General features: G+C 47.9%; 12 protein-coding genes. 4 read left to right on the top strand and 8 right to left on the bottom strand.

Going from position 1 to position 17,878, the window contains the following annotated elements:
- Positions 1-56: 56 nt before the first annotated feature.
- The 5 genes from nifJ to ISX59_RS08400 are packed head-to-tail and all read right to left on the bottom strand — an operon-like array spanning position 57 to position 6,551.
- Positions 57-3,611, bottom strand: a complete 3,555-nt coding sequence (gene nifJ, locus ISX59_RS08380; protein ID WP_220575812.1) for a pyruvate:ferredoxin (flavodoxin) oxidoreductase — start codon at positions 3,609-3,611, stop codon at positions 57-59.
- A gap of 36 nt (positions 3,612-3,647) precedes the next feature.
- The gene (locus ISX59_RS08385) at positions 3,648-4,220 is read right to left on the bottom strand and encodes a DUF4870 domain-containing protein (protein ID WP_022011288.1); all 573 of its coding nucleotides are present in this window, start codon (positions 4,218-4,220) and stop codon (positions 3,648-3,650) included.
- Positions 4,221-4,233: 13 nt separating this feature from the next.
- Entirely contained in the window at positions 4,234-4,761 is a 528-nt protein-coding gene (locus ISX59_RS08390) for a DUF4870 domain-containing protein (protein WP_005807718.1), read from the bottom strand.
- 14 nt (positions 4,762-4,775) lie between these two features.
- Positions 4,776-5,354 (bottom strand): DUF4870 domain-containing protein, encoded by a 579-nt coding sequence (locus tag ISX59_RS08395; RefSeq protein ID WP_044300998.1) that lies wholly within the window; start codon positions 5,352-5,354, stop codon positions 4,776-4,778.
- A gap of 18 nt (positions 5,355-5,372) precedes the next feature.
- Complete coding sequence (locus ISX59_RS08400) at positions 5,373-6,551, bottom strand: ATP-binding protein (protein WP_165015586.1); 1,179 nt, start codon at positions 6,549-6,551, stop codon at positions 5,373-5,375.
- A 769-nt stretch (positions 6,552-7,320) separates the two neighbouring features.
- Between ISX59_RS08400 and ISX59_RS08405 the strand changes: the two genes are divergently transcribed.
- The gene (locus ISX59_RS08405) at positions 7,321-8,502 is read left to right on the top strand and encodes a hypothetical protein (protein ID WP_032529960.1); all 1,182 of its coding nucleotides are present in this window, start codon (positions 7,321-7,323) and stop codon (positions 8,500-8,502) included.
- 8 nt (positions 8,503-8,510) lie between these two features.
- On the opposite strand, the gene ISX59_RS08410 is transcribed toward ISX59_RS08405, so the two are convergent.
- Positions 8,511-10,781, bottom strand: a complete 2,271-nt coding sequence (locus ISX59_RS08410) for an ATP-binding protein (RefSeq protein WP_032535697.1) — start codon at positions 10,779-10,781, stop codon at positions 8,511-8,513.
- An 82-nt stretch (positions 10,782-10,863) separates the two neighbouring features.
- Complete coding sequence (locus ISX59_RS08415) at positions 10,864-12,381, bottom strand: glycoside hydrolase family 10 protein (protein WP_032540179.1); 1,518 nt, start codon at positions 12,379-12,381, stop codon at positions 10,864-10,866.
- Between the two features lie 266 nt (positions 12,382-12,647).
- Between ISX59_RS08415 and ISX59_RS08420 the strand changes: the two genes are divergently transcribed.
- The 3 genes from ISX59_RS08420 to ISX59_RS08430 are packed head-to-tail and all read left to right on the top strand — an operon-like array spanning position 12,648 to position 14,821.
- Positions 12,648-14,093, top strand: a complete 1,446-nt coding sequence (locus ISX59_RS08420; protein WP_220575813.1) for a carbon starvation protein A — start codon at positions 12,648-12,650, stop codon at positions 14,091-14,093.
- A gap of 7 nt (positions 14,094-14,100) precedes the next feature.
- Positions 14,101-14,331: a hypothetical protein gene (locus tag ISX59_RS08425; protein WP_005807712.1), complete on the top strand. Its 231-nt coding sequence runs from the start codon at positions 14,101-14,103 to the stop codon at positions 14,329-14,331.
- Between the two features lie 7 nt (positions 14,332-14,338).
- The gene (locus ISX59_RS08430) at positions 14,339-14,821 is read left to right on the top strand and encodes an outer membrane beta-barrel protein (protein WP_005807711.1); all 483 of its coding nucleotides are present in this window, start codon (positions 14,339-14,341) and stop codon (positions 14,819-14,821) included.
- Positions 14,822-14,989: 168 nt separating this feature from the next.
- Here the strand turns inward: ISX59_RS08430 and uvrA are convergent, their stop codons facing one another.
- On the bottom strand, positions 14,990-17,767 hold the full coding sequence (gene uvrA / locus ISX59_RS08435) for an excinuclease ABC subunit UvrA (RefSeq protein ID WP_032540178.1): 2,778 nt from the start codon (positions 17,765-17,767) through the stop codon (positions 14,990-14,992).
- Between the last annotated feature and the right edge of the window lie 111 nt (positions 17,768-17,878).

Genomic DNA, 17,878 nt, shown 5'->3' on the forward strand with positions numbered 1-17,878 from the left:
AAAAGAACCTATTTTAGTCCCTTCCCCCTTTGAGAGTTATATTATCTGATCAAAGATCATTCAGCAACACCCCAAGCCTGGTTGGCCAGACGCTTGTAGTTGTTGTAACGCCACTTAGCGTTGTCCTCGGCAGCCTGGAACAGTTCTTCTGCTTCTGCAGGATACTGTTTCATAACCGATGCGTAACGAACTTCGCCTTTCAGGAAGCCTTTGAAGTCATCCCAGTTCGGTTCTTTGCTATCCAGCGTGAACGGATTCTTGCCTTCAGCCTCCAGAGCCGGGTTGTAACGCCACAAGTGCCAGTAACCGCACTTAACAGCCTTGTCTTCTTCTTCCTGGCTCTTACCCATACCGGCTTTCAGACCGTGGTTGATACACGGAGCGTAAGCGATGATGAGTGACGGTCCGGGATATGCTTCAGCTTCGCGGATAGCTTTCAGAGTCTGAGCCTGGTCAGCACCCATAGCGATCTGTGCAACATATACATAACCGTATGTAGTAGCCATCAGACCGAGGTCTTTCTTACGTACGCGTTTACCGGAAGCGGCAAATTTAGCGATGGCGCCCACCGGAGTGGCTTTAGAAGACTGACCACCTGTGTTAGAGTAAACCTCTGTATCCAGAACCAGAATGTTAACGTCCTTACCCGAAGCGATAACGTGGTCGAGACCACCGTAACCGATATCGTAAGAAGCACCGTCACCACCGATGATCCACTGGCTGCGTTTAACCAAGTATTGAGTCAGACCTTTCAGCTCTTTGCTGATCGGGCAACCTGCCGCAATACCTTGTTCGATGATTGCTTCGATCTGCGGAGCCAGTTCTTTGGTCTTGTCTGCATCGTACATGTTTTCGATCCATGCTTTCAATACTTCCTTAGCTTCAGCCGGAGCATTGTCGGCTGCCAGGATTTCGTTGAATAACTTCACGATACGTGCACGCATCTTTTCGTTAGCCAGTTCCATACCCAAACCAAATTCGCAGAAGTCTTCGAACAGTGAGTTAGCCCAAGCCGGACCGTGTCCTTTTGCGTTTGTTGTATATGGAGTTGAAGGTACTGAACCTGAGTAGATAGAAGAACATCCGGTAGCGTTGGCAACCATTTCGCGATCACCGTACAACTGAGAAATCAGTTTCACATACGGAGTTTCACCGCAACCTGAGCAAGCTCCCGAGAATTCGAACAATGGAGTAGCGAACTGAGAGTTCTTCACGTTAGCCTTGATGTCTACCAAGTGTTGTTTGCTCTTCACGTTGTCTGCACAGTAAGTCCAGTTATCAGCCTGAGCCAACTGGCTTTCAAGGTGTTTCATAGTCAGAGCCTTGCCACCCTTCTTCGGGTTGCCCGGACAGATGTCGGCACAGTTACCGCAACCCAGACAGTCGAGAACGTCAACCTGGATACGGAATGTCATGCCGTCGAATGCTTTGCCTACAGCTTTCAGTTGTTCGAAGCTTGCACCTTTCTGCTCTTCTGCGTCGAGTACAAACGGACGGATAGAAGCGTGAGGACAAACGTAAGCACACTTGTTACACTGGATACAGTTTTCTGCGTTCCATTCCGGTACGAAAGCAGCTACACCGCGTTTTTCGTATTTCGAAGTACCCTGATACCAGGTTCCGTCTTCGATGCCCTTGAATGCAGATACAGGCAGCAGGTCTCCGTCCTGAGCGTTGATCGGACGAACCACTTCGTTGATGAATGCCGGGTCGTTGTTTTCAACTTTAGCATCATCCGGCAGGTTAGCCCAAGCCGGGTCAACAGCCAAAGTCTTGTATTCGCCACCGCGGTCAACAGCTGCGTAGTTCTTGTTCACAACGTCTTCACCCTTCTTACCATAAGATTTCACGATGAATTTCTTCATCTGTTCTACAGCCTGGTCTACGGGGATCACGCCTGTGATACGGAAGAAAGCAGACTGGAGGATGGTGTTGGTGCGGTTGCCCAAACCGATTTCCTGTGCAATCTGGGTTGCGTTGATATAATATACAGAGATGTTGTTCTGTGCAAAGTATTTCTTCACTTTGTTAGGCAGGTTCTTTGCCAGTTCTTCGCCTTCCCAGATGGTGTTCAGCAAGAACGAACCGTTCTTACGCAAACCACGGGTTACGTCATACATATGCAGGTAAGCCTGAACGTGGCAAGCCACAAAGTTCGGAGTGTTTACCAGATAAGTAGAACGGATAGGGTCGTCACCGAAGCGCAGGTGAGAGCAAGTGAAACCTCCTGACTTCTTAGAGTCATAAGAGAAGTAGGCCTGACAGTGTTTATCAGTGTTGTCACCGATAATCTTCACTGAGTTTTTGTTGGCACCTACCGTACCGTCAGCACCCAAACCGTAGAATTTAGCTTCGAACATGCTGTCGCCGCCCAAAGCGATTTCTGCTTCCTGAGGAAGAGATGTGAAAGTTACGTCGTCTACGATACCGATAGTAAAGTGGTTTTTCGGCATCGGCATAGCCAGATTCTTGAATACGGCGATGATCTGGGCAGGAGTAGTGTCTTTAGAACCCAGACCGTAACGACCACCTACGATAACCGGAGCATTTTCTGTGCCATAGAAGCAGTCTTTAACATCCAGATACAGAGGTTCGCCGTTAGCACCCGGTTCTTTTGTACGATCGAGTACTGCGATTGTTTTGGCAGTCTTAGGTACGGCAGCCATGAAATGTTTGGCAGAGAACGGACGGTACAGGTGAACTGCAACCAAACCTACTTTCTCGCCCTGGCTGGTCAGGTAGTCGATAGCTTCGCGGGCAGCTTCGGTTACAGAACCCATGGCGATGATTACGCGTTCTGCATCTTCGGCTCCGTAGTAGTCGAACAAACCGTATTTGCGTCCTGTGATCTTGGAAATCTCGTTCATGTATTCCTCAACGATGGCAGGAACAGCGTCATAGTAGTTGTTGCATGATTCGCGGTGCTGGAAGAAGTGGTCAGGGTTTTCGGCCATACCACGGGCAACCGGATTCATCGGGTTCAGCGCACGGGCACGGAATTCAGCAAGAGCTTCCTGGTCAACCAGCGGAGCGAGGTCCTCGTTTTCCAGCATTTCGATCTTCTGGATTTCGTGTGAAGTACGGAAACCGTCGAAGAAGTTCATGAAAGGAACGCGGGCTTTGATTGTGGCAAGGTGTGCAACACCGGCCAAGTCCATCACTTCCTGTACAGAGCCTTCAGCCAACATGGCGAAACCTGTCTGGCGTGCAGACATTACGTCCTGATGGTCACCGAAGATACACAGTGCGTGAGAAGCCAGTGTACGGGCCGATACGTGGAATACGCAAGGCAGGAACTCACCGGCAATCTTATACATGTTCGGGATCATCAAAAGAAGACCCTGAGAAGCAGTGTAAGTAGTAGTCAGTGCACCGGCCTGAAGAGAACCGTGAACAGCACCTGCCGCACCACCTTCAGATTGCATTTCCTGTACCAATACTGTTTCGCCGAAGAGGTTCTTACGTCCTGCGGCAGCCCATTCGTCTACGTATTCAGCCATCGTAGAAGAAGGAGTGATGGGGTAAATGGCAGCTACTTCTGAAAACATATACGAGATATGTGCAGCAGCCTGATTACCATCACATGTGATGAATTTCTTCTGTTTAGTCATAACTAAAAATAATATTTAAGTAAGTAATTTATTTGTTTATTTCAAAAACGGTATGGAAAGCGGATACTTCCATGTATGTTTATTCCATCCTTTGATTCCCCCGATGATGGGGAACAAAATGGACAGTGCGAACATTATACAACCAATTATAATCAAAATTCCCCCGATAGCAATTGAGGGACTTTCAAAGAACTTCTCAAAATACATAGGATAGAGATTAACATCATATCCTTCCGCTGTCATGGTATATTCTCTGATGAAGTTCATATTAGCATTCATGTTGAATCGCATACAGATATTGAACACTATGAAATACAGAATGCCACTGATGTACCAGTTCAGTATGTATTTTCCCTGTCTGTTAATTTTGGCTGATATGCTTTTGGCATTCATCCAAAAAAGAATTGGAGCGAGCCATCCAATCAAAGGAACCAGTATCAGGAAATTCATCAGTACCAGACACCAATGCTCTTCTACCCCAAGAGGAAGGGATAGCCTGGACGGGGCTTTTTCTCCGTCAGAAAACTTCAGTTTTTCGCGGTCGATCCCTACGGTCAGTGTATCCGATTGGCGTATCTGGTTTAATTCTTCTAATTTCTTGTTGTCCATATCCGGTATGGTTTTAGTTGTCAGAAACTGAGCTTTTCAAAAACGGTATGGAAAGCGGATACTTCCATGTTTTTCCGTTCAGTCCTTTGATTCCCCCGATGATGGGGAACACAAAAAAAACAGCTGATAAAAGGATAATAGGTAATGCCCTTAGCGTAAAGAAAGAACCGCTTAACAGTCCTAAAGGGGAACTCAACGAGCCGATAAGGGCTCCAAAAAGGTTTCCCGCAAGGGTAATTCCTACTATTATCATGTAAATGGCCCAACTGATCAGCCAGTTGATGATGTATCTTCCTTGTATGGCGATGGCTTCCGATTTATCTCTGCCGATGATCCATGCGACGATAGAAACAATCCATCCCCATGTCGGTATCAGGAGCAGAAGGTTTATCAAACCCAGATAGCTGCTGTCCGAAATGCCAAATGTATCTTTACGGGATTCACCATTCAGTATCTTTTGTTTTTCCTGTTCAAACTCCTCGTCGGTCAATGCGCCTGATTGGCGCAACCGGTTTAATTCTTCCAATTTCTTGTAATCCATAATCTGTCCTTGTTTTAGTTGCCAGAAGCTGAGACTTTAAAAAACGGTATGGAAAGCGGATACTTCCATGTTTTTCCGTTCAGCCCTTTGATGCCTCCGATGATAGGGAACAGCAGACACAGGAAACAGCCTACTCCGAGTATCAGGAGAAGCAGGATTCCGGCTCCTCCGCCGAATATGCTCAAGAGGACCGCCAATGGAGAACTCTGGTCGTTTTCATAATTCATATCGCTTATGGATACTATGCCGCTGAACATGAATATGATGAAGAGTACCGTCAGCACGATGCCGTACAGAAACCAGCTGATGTACCAGTTCAGGATGTATTTGCCTTGGCGGTTGACGGGTGCGGAACTTTCTTTGCCCATGATCCAAAGCACAATGGGGGCAATCCAGCCTACATACGGTATGAACATGGCGAAGTTCATCAGTGCCAGATAAGTATTTTCTGTCAGTCCCATGGGGAGTACGGTTGTGGGTTTGCCCGCATCTTCTTCATCCAATATCTTTTTCTTTTCTTTTTCAAATTCTTCATCGTTCAACGCTCCGCTGTCGTGGAGGCGTTTCAGTTGTTCAAGCTTTTCGTAATCCATAATGACTGAGATTAGATGTTAATATAAAAAACCGAACATCCAGAGAGGTATCTGGTTGCCACGGCCAATTTCGGCCTTATGCAAAGCATACGTCACTCCGGGGTTGTTCTTGATCTTCACCCCTTCGCAGCATATCTTGAAAGGCATCACTTCGTCTACCATGAACGAGGTGTTTTTGTCACCTTTATGCACTTTATGGTCTTTCCACATCGTGTTTACAAAGAAAGTGTCCAGCACATCTTGTTCTTCCACCTTTACAGGGTAGATGGAATACATCAGATTGGGGTTGTGCAGCATAATCTTCGATGGTTTCTTGGGGAATTCTTCCCCTTTGGGATAGACCAGGTTGATCAGTCGTGCGTCGGCCAGATATTTGATGTAATTCATCACCGTGGCGCGTGATGTTTGTATGTCGCTTGCCAATTGGCTTACGTTTGGGGCCTTCGGCCCGTCTACAGCCAACAAATATAATAATTTTTTTATCTTTGAGAGATATTTCAGCTCAATTTGTTTAATAAGCAGGATATCTACTTCTACCATCATGTTCATGGTTTTGAGCAGATTCTCCGAGAAATTGCGTTTCTCAAGGAAGAAGGGGTAGAAACCGTGGTGGAGGTAGTCTTGAAAATAATCCAACGGGCGGACTTTTGAAAGTACTCCCTTGGCTATCTGTTCGTGGCTGCTTAATATCTCTTCGAGTGTATAATGGCGGAATTTCATGCCTGTTTGCAGGTTCAGAAATTCGCGGAACGAAAAGCCCCGGAGGTTGTAGCTCTTCACAATGTCGCGCAACTCCAGATTCTCTTCTTTGAGGCGCATGACGGATGAACCGGTGAATACGATTTTCAGATTGGGGAAACGGTCGTAGCACATACGCAATTCGCGGCTCCAGTCGGGATGCTTGAATACTTGGTCGATCAGCAATACCTTTCCGCCCCGTTTTTGGAATTCATTGGCGAAGTCGACGATACTGTGTCCGGAGAAATAGAAATTGTTCATGTTGATAAAGAGGCATGAACGGTCGGTTCCGAATTTCTCTTTGGCGTATTGAAGCAGGAAAGTGGTTTTTCCCACGCCACGTGTTCCTTTGATACCAATCAGTCGGTCACTCCAGTTTATTTCGTCCATCAAGTCGCGGCGGACCGGGGCATTGGTGTGCTCAACAAGGTAGGCATGTGTGCGGTAGAATGTTTCCATCTCTTTTCTTGGGTTTTTCGGGGGGCAAATATAAGCCTTTTTTTAGAAATTGCAAAGTAGAGATAGCAAAATTGTAGTTTCGTTTAGCAAGTTTATCTTTTGCTTCATTTTGTCAAAACGGTATTCCTAATAGGTGGTAGAGGCGTTATTTCGGGTCAACGGCAAGCTGCTTCTGAAAAAACGCAGCCAGTTCAATCGGGCAATTATGCTTTTGCTTGTCTACTTCAGTGTTTGCTTGCAAATATAAATATAGTTTTTCATTTTCGGTAGTTTATGCCGGTATTTCTTTGAAAAAGGGTTTCTTTTGTTAGTTTGAAATACTTCGCCGGGAGAGAGGAAATAGAGTCGGGGAAGGGGAGAAGAGCCTTTGTTGATGGGCTGTCAATCGTCACTCCGGGAGATGTGAAGGCTTTGCTCCGGAGAAGTGAAGTCTTTTCCCGGGGGAAGTGAAGTCTTTGCCTGGCGGAAAGTGACGGTTTGCCCCGCAGAAAATGACTTGTTTCTCGGTTTTATATGCGTTTTTGTGCATATATTTGCAGGAAATTTCCCGGTTTTAATGTTAGTTGCTTCTTGGAGAACAAAGGGTTTGTAAGTGAAAAACCGGAAATGGCAACAAAAGGACAGGTGACGATACGTTTAAGGAATTAAATGATAGTTTCTATCCTCGGGCATGGATGTATCTTAGGGTGAAAAAACACGTAACTGTTCGTTGCTGTCACTCGTACAAGTCTCTGCATCCGGATGAATTCTGTTTAATTAATTGATGCTAATGTCGAATCTGCTTTACTTGTTTAATCCCGATCAGGATCTGGCTCTTGCCAGTGGCGAAGTCAATTATATGCCGCCTGCCTCCGCCCGCCGGATGGCGGAAGAGTTGGCGTTGCTTCCCGTATGGTTTACGGACGGGCCGTGCGGTGTGCTTGCTCCGTCTGCCTATAATCAGTCTTTTCTGGAAGAGATGCTCGACTTATTTCCGCTTCCCGCATCTTTGAGAACCCAGGCCGAAGATTTTTCGGAAGTACGTTCGGTGGTTCCCTGGGGATGGAATCCGGCACTCCGGAAACGTCTGCTTTCATTGGGAGTACCCGATGCTGCGGTACCTTCGGTGGAGGATATAGGGCGGTTGCGCAATCTGTCCCATCGTTTGCAAGCCGTGAAGTTGTTGTCCGGTCTGCAAGTGGATGAAGCGTTTTGTGGAGAGTCTTGTTACCTAACCGCTTTGTCCGATTGCCGAGCATTTGTAGAGAGTCTGGAACGCTGTCTGCTCAAAGCCCCCTTGTCCGGAAGCGGTAAAGGGCTGAACTGGTGCAAGGGAGTGTTCACTCCTCTGATAGAGCGTTGGTGTGCCCGGGTTATAGAGCAGCAGGGAGGAGTTGTCGGTGAACCTGTATATAATAAGGTAGAAGATTTTGCCATGGAGTTTTATTCGGACGGAAAGGGGCGGATTACTTTTGCCGGATACTCTTTGTTCCGTACCAACGCTGGTGGAGCTTACGAAGGAAACCGGTTGCTGTCCGATGTGGAGATTGAACGAAGATTGTCGGCTTATGTGCCTGTGGCGGCTTTACGTCGGCTTCGGGAAGAGCTGCAAAGACGATTGTCCGTCTCTTTAGGAACGGAGTATGCCGGTTATCTGGGAGTAGATATGATGATTTGCCGGTTCGCTCTCCTTCCGGTGTTTCGCATCCATCCTTGTGTGGAAATCAATTTGCGCATGAATATGGGGCTTGTGTCCCGCCTGATATACGACCGTTATGTACAATCCGGGGCTTCGGGGGTGTTTCGTGTCTCTTATTATCCATCCGACGGGCAGGCATTGCAGGAACACAATGCGATGAAGGCCGGGCATCCGTTGCATACGGAAGAAGGCCGGGTGGTGAAGGGGTATCTGCCATTGGTCCCCGTCCTGAAGACGAGCCGTTACCGGGCATATATCCTTGTGGAGGACTGAGACGGAGTTTATAAGGATTGCTTTTTGCAGGAAAAGAAAATGGAGAAGCGGCTTCCTACACCTGCTGTCGACTGTAATGACAGTCTTCCCTGAAGTTTTTCTACTATAACTTTGCAGATGGAGAGTCCCAGTCCTGTTCCTTGCGCGAATTCGTTCTGTTTGTAGAAGCGGTTGAATATCATTTTCTGTTCGGACTGCGGAATGCCTATTCCGCTATCTTCAACATAAATTTCAACTTCTTCATTCTGCGAAAGGTACTTCCAACCCAGTTTTATATAGCCTTCCTGAGTGAATTTTACAGCGTTGTTTAAGAGGTTGGTGATAACCTGAATCAATCGGTCTTTATCAAGATGTACGATAATGTCTTCGCCACTCTCTTCCAGTATGAAATTGATATTTTGAGAAATTAGAACCTTATGGGTCTGGTAAGTATCGTTGATAAGAGTAGCCAGCGGATAATCGTCGTATTTGAATGACATGTAGCCGGATTCAATCCGGGATATTTCCAATATATCATTGACAAGTTTCAGTAGCAGTTCGTTGTTGCGGTGGATGGTTTCTACATACAGGTCTTTTTCTTCTTGCGAGATGTCTGTATCATCAGGAGAAGCAAGCAGGGTGGAAAATCCGACGATAGCGTTTAATGGTGTACGTATTTCATGGCTCATGTTGGCTAGGAAAGACTCTTTGAGCTCTGCTTTCTCCGCCATCTTACGTGCTTCTATCAGTTCTTGTTCCCGTTTTTTATAATCTTCTATGTTCAATAAAAGTCCCGTGGTCTTCTGCCCTCCCAAAGCGCTTTCCATGGTACTGCATCGAAGTTCCCACCATTGATACCCCTTCCCGTTGAAATCACATTTCAGCTTTATGAAGTGTTTGCTGCTGATGGCGTTCTTTGCCAAAAGGAATTGTGCTGCGGACAGATATTCGGCATCTACAAAAGAGAGGAACTCCTGAATCGTCAATGGGCGGGGAGTTATGTCTAAGTTTTTCCAGAATGCATTTTCAAATACCATCATGTTGTTTTTTAACCGCCACGCATAAGTGTCGCTTCCTTCCACTGCCAGTGCCAATGATTCTTTTTCATCTTCCAATTCATAGAGGATGGAACGCTTCTTTTGGGTTTCACGCCAATACAAGTAGGTGATGCCTGACAGTAGGCCGAGAATAAAAAAGATACTACCCAATAAACCGGACCACCAAAGGACGGGATGCAAGGCTTTAAAGGGAATATTGATGATGGTATATTCATTGGGGATGTCTGCAATGGTCATACCCTCTTTTTGCATGACATTCCAGTCGATAAAATATCCTTTGGAGCTTTCTTGGATAGACATGTCAGTGATGTTTTTCCCTCTAAGGATCTGCACTGCTGCATGGACAGATTCTTGTGCCTGAATGTGGCTCGGAGTCATGTATCCGCCCAGAAAATTATATCCGCAGTCAAAAAGCTCATTGATGGCTGTAAAGCGCATCTGGGTAGAAAAAGATGCCATCGTGAGCGTCGTATAGTCTAATTTGGTTTGTAGATAAGGCATTTTGCTGTATTTACCGATAGCCCATAAAAAGTCTGCACCGTTTGTTGGGTCTTCAGTTTGTTCCTCGGATATTTTGCGTGCAGATAGGGCGGTAAATACTATGTTACCTTTGTGAGTTTCTTTCCATGATGCCTGTTTGTCCAGATGCCAGTCTAAGTTGGATATGATATCAGTTGACTCTAATTGACAGTTGATGTGGTTTCTGATTTTCCGGTCTAAAAAAGTATAATCCAATATCGTGTAAATATTAGTTATACCGGTTAGCCTTTTTATCATTTTCAGGTTTTTGCTAAAATCTATCTTGTCTTCAAATCCGGTCACATTATCATACTGCTTTATCAGTTCCCAATTGGGATAGTTGACTCCGGAAAACACGATGGGTATTTCTTTTAATATGGGATTGTGGCTTTTCAGTAACGAATAAGTGGCTTGATCATCATTCACAAGAATGATTTCGGGTTTCCATTTGGCAATAGAATCCATGAAAAGGTTGATTCGTTTTATTTCTTGTGGTTCGTTATAGCGTTCACAATTTAGATAAAAGAAAGAGAGTTTCACCGGTATACGGGCTTTTGAGAACTCCTTTTTTATCAGTTTATTGTATTCTGCGTATCCTTGATAATCGTTTTCATAAGAGTGGATTACCAATATCCGTCGTTCTTCTTCGAAAGAGCATGCTGTGAGTAAAAATATGGTGATATAGCAACTTATAAATAATAGGATGAACCGCATACTTTTAATTCAATGTTTTGATGGTTTGTTTGTTTGATTCGTTGTTTGTTTTGCAAAGATAGTGTATTAAATTGTATCATTAAAAAAAATGTCATTTTCCTCCTTGTGTCGCCTCACTTTCATTCCCGCAGCGGTCCACTGCCGTGACGGCAAAATACTTCCGGGCCATCCACGGACGGATGGGAGCATAGGTGTAGTGCGTGTCCCGCAGGTTTTGTACAAGAATGTTTTCCGGGTTCGTAATGTCCACCGGATAGGTGTCCGAAGCGTAAATTATGTACATCGGTGCATTCTGTCTGTCATTATCCGTGGCAGCTTTCCAGCTGAGCCGGGTATATCCGTCGCCGGTGGAAACTACATTTAGTTCCGACGGTGCGGTAGGAGCCGCGTTGTCGATCCACGGCATGGGCGGTTGCAGTGCCGGATATTGATAGAACTGCTCCCGGAGGATGTCGTATACTTCCTGGGTATTGTCCATCAGGTACTTTACCCGATAATGCGCTTCGCCTGCCAAGTGGTTGGCGCGGATGAAATGTATCTGGCGTTCCACTTCTTCGGAGGTCCAGTTACCCTCGTCGGGATGAAGGAAGTAGATTCCCAGTCCGGGCACGATGTGGCGTCCGTTGCTTTGCTCCTGCCAGTCGAGCGCAAAGGGGTAGAAGCCGTTGCCGCGGAAATACATCATCGGGTAGATCTGGTCTTGAATGCCCTCGCCCAGCCATCCCTGAGGATCCTGGTAGACGGTGAAAAAAGCATTCCAGCCTTTGGAGGAGTATCGTGACGTGTCGCGGTATTTCCCTACCGGACAGGTGCTCACCTTCACCCAGGGCTTCATGGCTTTCACTCCGTTATAGATGTAACGCACAATGTCCGTCAGGTTGTCACGGCGCCATTGTGCCAGCGAACGTCCTTTACCATAGCGGCGGAAGTCGTAACTGTCCGGGAAGCGGGGCGCGTTTTCGGGATAGCGGAGGTAGTCGAAGTGAACTCCGTCCACGTCGTAGCGGCTGACCACTTCACGTACCAACTTCATCAGATACTCTTTGGTGGCGGGATGTCCGGGGTTGAGGAAATATTCGTTTTTATAAGGCACGCAGATGTCCCGCTGGCGTTTGGTTACCGATTGTTTGCCGAGTGAGGCTACGTGTCTCTTGCCTCCAAGTGGGATGGTCACCATCCAGGCATGACACTCCATACCTCGTTTGTGGCACTCCTCGATGGCGAAGGTCAAAGGGTCGTATCCGGGATCGCCGCCGACCTTGCCGGTCAGTATGGAGTTAAAAGGTTCAATGTCCGAACGGTAGAGTACATCTCCACGGGTACGTGTCTGGAAAAGGACTGTATTGAAGTTGGCTTCTTTCAGGCGGTCGAGGATGTCGATCAGCTCCTCCTTCTGCCGCCGGATGCCTGCGGGAGTGGTTGCTTTGGTGCGTGGCCAGTCCAGTCCGTAGACGGCAGTGATCCAGGCAGCCCGTACCTCGTGTTTCGGGGAGGCCTGCGCATGGAGCGGAAGTAAGGAGAGGAGAAAAAGAAAGAGGAGGGATGTTCCTCTTCCGGCTCTCTTTTTCACTGAGAAAGAGTCGTTATGGCTTTTATAGATGGTGTTCATAAATATAATGGTTTTGATGTTCACCACAGATTACACGGATTAACACAGATTGATAATTTATTTCATTGAGAATCCGGTTAAAGAATCCGTATCAATCCGTATCAATTCGTATTAATCTGTGTTAATCCGTGTAATCTGTGGTGAAACGTCTTCTAAACTGCCTTCCGTGGCGAACAGAAGTCCGCAAAGTTAGCAAAACCCTTTGTAAAGTTGTGTAGTTTCCACAGATTATGTTACATTTGCGCTGATTAACAATTCAACACGCCATGATTACATTTACAATTTGCCTGCTGGCATTGGTTGCAGGTTACTTCATTTACGGACGATTGGTGGAGCGTGTCTTTGGCCCCGACGACCGAAAGACCCCGGCACTGACACATGCCGACGGAGTGGATTATATCCCTCTCCCCACCTGGAAGATTTTTATGATTCAATTTCTGAATATAGCCGGTCTCGGCCCCATCTTCGGAGCTATTATGGGCGCAAAGTTCGGTACGGCTTCTTACCTGTGGATTGTGCTGGGAAGCATCTTTGCCGGTGCCACGCACGACTACTTTGCCGGTATGCTTTCACTTCGCAACGGGGGTGAGAGCTTACCCGAAATTGTCGGCCGCTACCTGGGGCTGACCACCAAGCAGGTGATGCGCGGTTTCACCGTCATCCTGATGATTCTGGTAGGTGCCGTCTTTGTGGCAGGTCCGGCCGGACTGCTGGCAAAGCTCACTCCCGACAGCCTCGATACCACCTTCTGGATCATTGTCGTATTCATCTATTATATTCTCGCCACATTGCTGCCGGTCGATAAAATCATCGGAAAGATATATCCCCTGTTTGCCGTAGCTTTGCTGTTTATGGCAGTGGGCATCCTTGTGATGCTCTATGTCCATCATCCGGCGCTCCCCGAGTTGTGGGACGGATTGCAGAATACCCATCCGGATGCAGCCGCATTGCCTATCTTTCCAATCATGTTTGTCAGTATCGCCTGTGGGGCCATCTCCGGATTTCATGCTACACAAAGCCCGCTGATGGCCCGTTGCATGACTTCCGAGCGTCATGGCCGTCCCGTATTCTACGGTGCCATGATTACCGAGGGAATCGTCGCCTTGATCTGGGCTGCTGCCGCCACTTATTTTTATCGTGAGCATGGTATGGAGGAAAACAACGCTTCTGTCATTGTGGATGCCATCACGAAAGGGTGGCTCGGCGCAGTGGGTGGCGTGCTTGCCATTCTGGGGGTGATTGCTGCTCCTATTACGTCGGGCGACACCGCGTTTCGTTCGGCACGTCTGATTGTTGCCGATTTCCTGAAACTGGAACAAAAAAGCATTCGCTGCCGTTTGTATATTTGTGTCCCGATGTTTGTTGCCGCCATCGGGCTGCTGCTTTATAGTTTGCGTGATAAGGACGGATTCGACATGATCTGGCGCTACTTTGCCTGGGCCAACCAGACCTTGTCGGTATTTACCCTCTGGGCCATTACGGTCTATCTGGCGTGTGCCCGTAAGATGTATGGATTGACGCTGGTTCCGGCCCTGTTCATGACAGCTGTCTGCTCCACTTATATTTGCATTGCTCCCGAAGGATTGGGATTGTCACACACCGTTTCGTATGCGATAGGAGGTATTTGCACGCTGGGGGCGGCCGTTTGGTTTGCTGTTTGGAAAAATAGATTTAACTCGAATCAGGAGTTAAAGAAGTTATTACATAATTAACACTCGTATGAAGAAAGTAAAGAAATCAACCTGGGTTACTGTCGCCCTACTGATCTACGTGTCTGTGACAGCAGCTTATCTGCTGCCTCGCAATAATGAAGTAAGCGATACAGAGAAGTATCTCACCCTGGCTGCTTCGTATGTCATTGTTCTCGTTCTTTGGCTGGTGCTGAGGAAAAAGGAACAGATGCAGCAACGCCGCCGGGAGGAAGAACATATGAACAACCTGAAAAAATAGAAATGTTATGAAGAAATTAATGTGGATGGTATGTCTGCTTGTTGTTTCAGTGACGGCACAGGCACAGTTTGAGAAAGGAAAGTGGATTGTGAATCCCTCGGTGACGGGGCTGGGACTCTCTTACAGCAAGTCGGAGAAAACACAGTTCGGATTGCAGGCGCAAGGCGGAGCCTTTCTGGTGGACAATGTGGCGTTGATGGTTACAGCCGGTGCCAACTGGAGCAAACCTGAGGATAAATACACGCTGGGTGTCGGAGGAAGATATTACTTTGATAAGTGTGGCATTTATTTAGGTGCCGGATTGAAGATGAACCGCTATAACTGGAAGGTGGGAGACACCACCGACTTTGCGCTTGGTGCAGAGGCCGGTTATGCTTTTTTCCTGACACGGACAGTGACCATAGAGCCGGCTGTTTACTATGATTTGAGTTTTAAAGACAGCGATTGGTCGAAGTTCGGACTGAAAGTCGGCTTCGGCTTCTACTTCTGATTTTTCCTTTAAAAGGAACTCACCACAGAGGGCACAGAGTAACACAGGGTGAATTTTAAGTCATTGATTATCCATATTGATAATCTGTGTATTCTGTGGTGAAAAGACTTTTGACAGCCCCTTTGTGGTGAGTTCCCGATAAAATTGATTAGAGAACCCTTACTTGTTTTACAAGTGGTTCAGTTTCTCCTGCAGGAATTGTCCCGTATAACTTGCCGCACAGGCAGCCACCTCTTCCGGTGTCCCGACTGCCACAATATTACCGCCTTTGTCTCCGCCCTCCGGTCCGAGGTCTATCACGTAATCGGCACATTTTATGACATCCATGTTGTGCTCGATGATCACGATGGAGTGTCCGCGACGGATCAGCGCATCGAATGCGTCGAGCAGCTTGCGTATATCGTGGAAGTGCAGTCCGGTGGTCGGTTCGTCGAAGATGAACAAAGTCGGGTCCGCTTTCTCCTGACTCAGGTAATAAGCCAGTTTCACGCGTTGGTTCTCTCCTCCCGAGAGGGTGGACGATGATTGTCCCAGCTTGATATATCCCAAACCGACATCCTGCAGGGGGATCAGCTTCTTTACGATCTTCTTTTGCCCGTGTTCCGTGAAGAACTCGATGGCTTGGTTGACCGTCATCTCCAGTACGTCATAAATGTTTTTATCCTGGAACTTCACTTCCAGCGTATCGGCTTTGAAGCGTTTGCCGTGGCACGATTCACACTCCAGCACCAGGTCGGCCATGAACTGCATCTCTACTGTGATGGTTCCGTCGCCTTTGCACTCTTCGCAGCGTCCGCCCTCGTTGTTAAAGCTGAAATAGCCTGCCGTATAGCCCATCTGCTTGGCCAGTGGCTGATCTGCCCAGAGCTTACGGATTTCGTCGTATGCTTTGATGTAGGTTACCGGGTTCGAACGGGAGGACTTACCGATGGGGTTCTGATCGACAAACTCCACGTTGCGCAGGTTGCGCAGGTCGCCTCCGATGGATGCAAACTCACCCGGGCGTTCAGTGCATTCATCCAGTTCACGCTTCAGCGCCCGGTAGAAGATGTCACGTACCAGTGTGCTCTTTCCCGATCCGCTGACTCCTGTTACGACGGTCATCACATTGAGCGGGAAGCGTACGTCTACTCCTTTCAGGTTGTTTTCGCGGGCACCTTTTATCTCGATATAGTTGTTCCACGGGCGGCGGTGTTCCGGTACGGGAATGTTTTCCTCGCCCAGCAGGTATTTCACAGTGTAACTGTTGCTGCCTTTCTGTAAATCTTTCATATCCCCCTGATAGACTACCTGTCCGCCCAGCCGGCCGGCATTCGGGCCGATGTCGATGATGTAGTCCGCTGCACGTATGATCTCTTCGTCATGTTCCACCACCACTACCGTATTGCCCAACTGTTGGAGTTGGCGGAGTACGTGGATCAAGCGGTCCGTATCCCGGCTGTGAAGCCCGATACTGGGTTCGTCGAGGATGTAGAGACTGCCCACCAGACTGCTTCCCAGCGAAGTGGCCAGGTTGATGCGCTGGCTTTCACCGCCCGAGAGCGAATTACTGAGCCGGTTCAGGGTGAGATACCCCAATCCCACATCGATCAGGAAACGGATGCGGCTGTTGATCTCTGTCAGGATGCGGCGTGCTACGGCTTGGTCGTGTTCGTTCAGTTCAAGCGAATCGAAGAACTTCTGCAGTTCGGTGATGGGCAGGTCCACCAGTTCCGAGATGTTTTTTCCACCTACGCGCACGTATCCCGCTTCGGGTTTCAGGCGGGTACCGTGGCATTTCGGACAAAGCGTCTTTCCACGATAGCGTGCCAGCATCACACGATATTGAATCTTGTACTGGTTCTCTTCAAGCATCTTGAAAAAGTCGTTGATGCCGTGGAAATATTGGTTTCCTTCCCACAACACCCGGCGCTGTTCATCGGTCAGCTCGTAGTAAGGGGTGAAAATAGGGAAGTTGAATTTTTCTGCATTGTGAATCAGTTCTTCGCGCCATTCACCCATCTTCTCGCCCCGCCAGCAGACGATGGCTCCGTCGTAGACCGACAACGAACGGTTGGGCACTACCAGATGTTCGTCGATGCCGATCACCTTGCCGAATCCTTCGCATACCGGACAGGCACCGATCGGTGAGTTGAACGAAAACATCTGGTCGTTCGGTTCTTCAAATATGATACCGTCGGCCTCGAACTTGGTGCTGAAGGTGTGAAGCCGGGTTGATCCATCTGGTTGATAAAAGCGAAGCATACACATGCCATTGCCTTCGTACATGGCTGTTTCGGCCGAGTCGGTCAGGCGGCTGACGGCATCCTTGGTTGTTGCCACCGTCATTCGGTCGACGAGAAGGTAGACTACGTCGTCTTTGCCGGCAGCGTATTCGTCGATACGCACCATCTCACCGTTCACTTCAAGACGGTTGAAACCTTGTTTCTGGTCGATCTCCAATTGCTGTTCAAGTGTGCGTCCGTCGTGCAGAAAAATCTGCGTCAACACCGTGTAGCGGGTTCCTTCGGGATATGAGAGCATGCAGTTTACAATGTCCTCGATGGAGTGTTTTTTCACTTCTTCACCGCTGACAGGGCTGTAGGTTTTGCCCACACGGGCATAAAGCAGGCGCAGGTACTCGTAGATTTCGGTCGAAGTACCCACCGTGGAGCGCGGGTTGCGGCTGTTTACCTTCTGTTCGATGGCGATGGCAGGCGGAATCCCTTTGATAAAGTCACATTCCGGTTTGCTCATTCGGCCCAGGAACTGGCGGGCATAACTGCTGAGGCTTTCTACATAGCGGCGCTGTCCCTCGGCATAGAGGGTGTCGAAAGCAAGCGATGATTTTCCGGAACCGGAAAGGCCGGTTATCACCACCAGTTTATTGCGGGGAATGTTTACGTCAATATTCTTCAGGTTGTTGACTCTGGCCCCCTTTATGGAGATGTATTTACTGTCAGTCATAAGCGTTTTCGTTACTTGGACTGCAAAGATAACGAGTCGGAAACGTTTAACCTAACAGAGAAAGGAACTTTTATCTTAAAAACACCTTGCGAATAGTGAATTGCTCGCTTA

This window comes from Bacteroides sp. FSHCM14E1 (assembly GCF_019633785.1).
In the GTDB taxonomy this organism is placed as follows: Bacteria; Bacteroidota; Bacteroidia; order Bacteroidales; family Bacteroidaceae; genus Bacteroides; species Bacteroides hominis.

Bases quoted from the DNA above. Each gene is read 5' to 3' on its own strand.
- uvrA (WP_032540178.1), bottom strand. From the start codon at position 17,767: ATGACTGACAGTAAATACATCTCCATAAAGGGGGCCAGAGTCAACAAC.
- ISX59_RS08400 (WP_165015586.1), bottom strand. From the start codon at position 6,551: ATGGAAACATTCTACCGCACACATGCCTACCTTGTTGAGCACACCAAT.
- ISX59_RS08425 (WP_005807712.1), top strand. From the start codon at position 14,101: ATGAAGAAAGTAAAGAAATCAACCTGGGTTACTGTCGCCCTACTGATC.
- nifJ (WP_220575812.1), bottom strand. From the start codon at position 3,611: ATGACTAAACAGAAGAAATTCATCACATGTGATGGTAATCAGGCTGCT.
- ISX59_RS08405 (WP_032529960.1), top strand. From the start codon at position 7,321: ATGTCGAATCTGCTTTACTTGTTTAATCCCGATCAGGATCTGGCTCTT.
- ISX59_RS08415 (WP_032540179.1), bottom strand. From the start codon at position 12,381: ATGAACACCATCTATAAAAGCCATAACGACTCTTTCTCAGTGAAAAAG.
- ISX59_RS08390 (WP_005807718.1), bottom strand. From the start codon at position 4,761: ATGGATTACAAGAAATTGGAAGAATTAAACCGGTTGCGCCAATCAGGC.
- ISX59_RS08385 (WP_022011288.1), bottom strand. From the start codon at position 4,220: ATGGACAACAAGAAATTAGAAGAATTAAACCAGATACGCCAATCGGAT.
- ISX59_RS08395 (WP_044300998.1), bottom strand. From the start codon at position 5,354: ATGGATTACGAAAAGCTTGAACAACTGAAACGCCTCCACGACAGCGGA.
- ISX59_RS08430 (WP_005807711.1), top strand. From the start codon at position 14,339: ATGAAGAAATTAATGTGGATGGTATGTCTGCTTGTTGTTTCAGTGACG.
- ISX59_RS08420 (WP_220575813.1), top strand. From the start codon at position 12,648: ATGATTACATTTACAATTTGCCTGCTGGCATTGGTTGCAGGTTACTTC.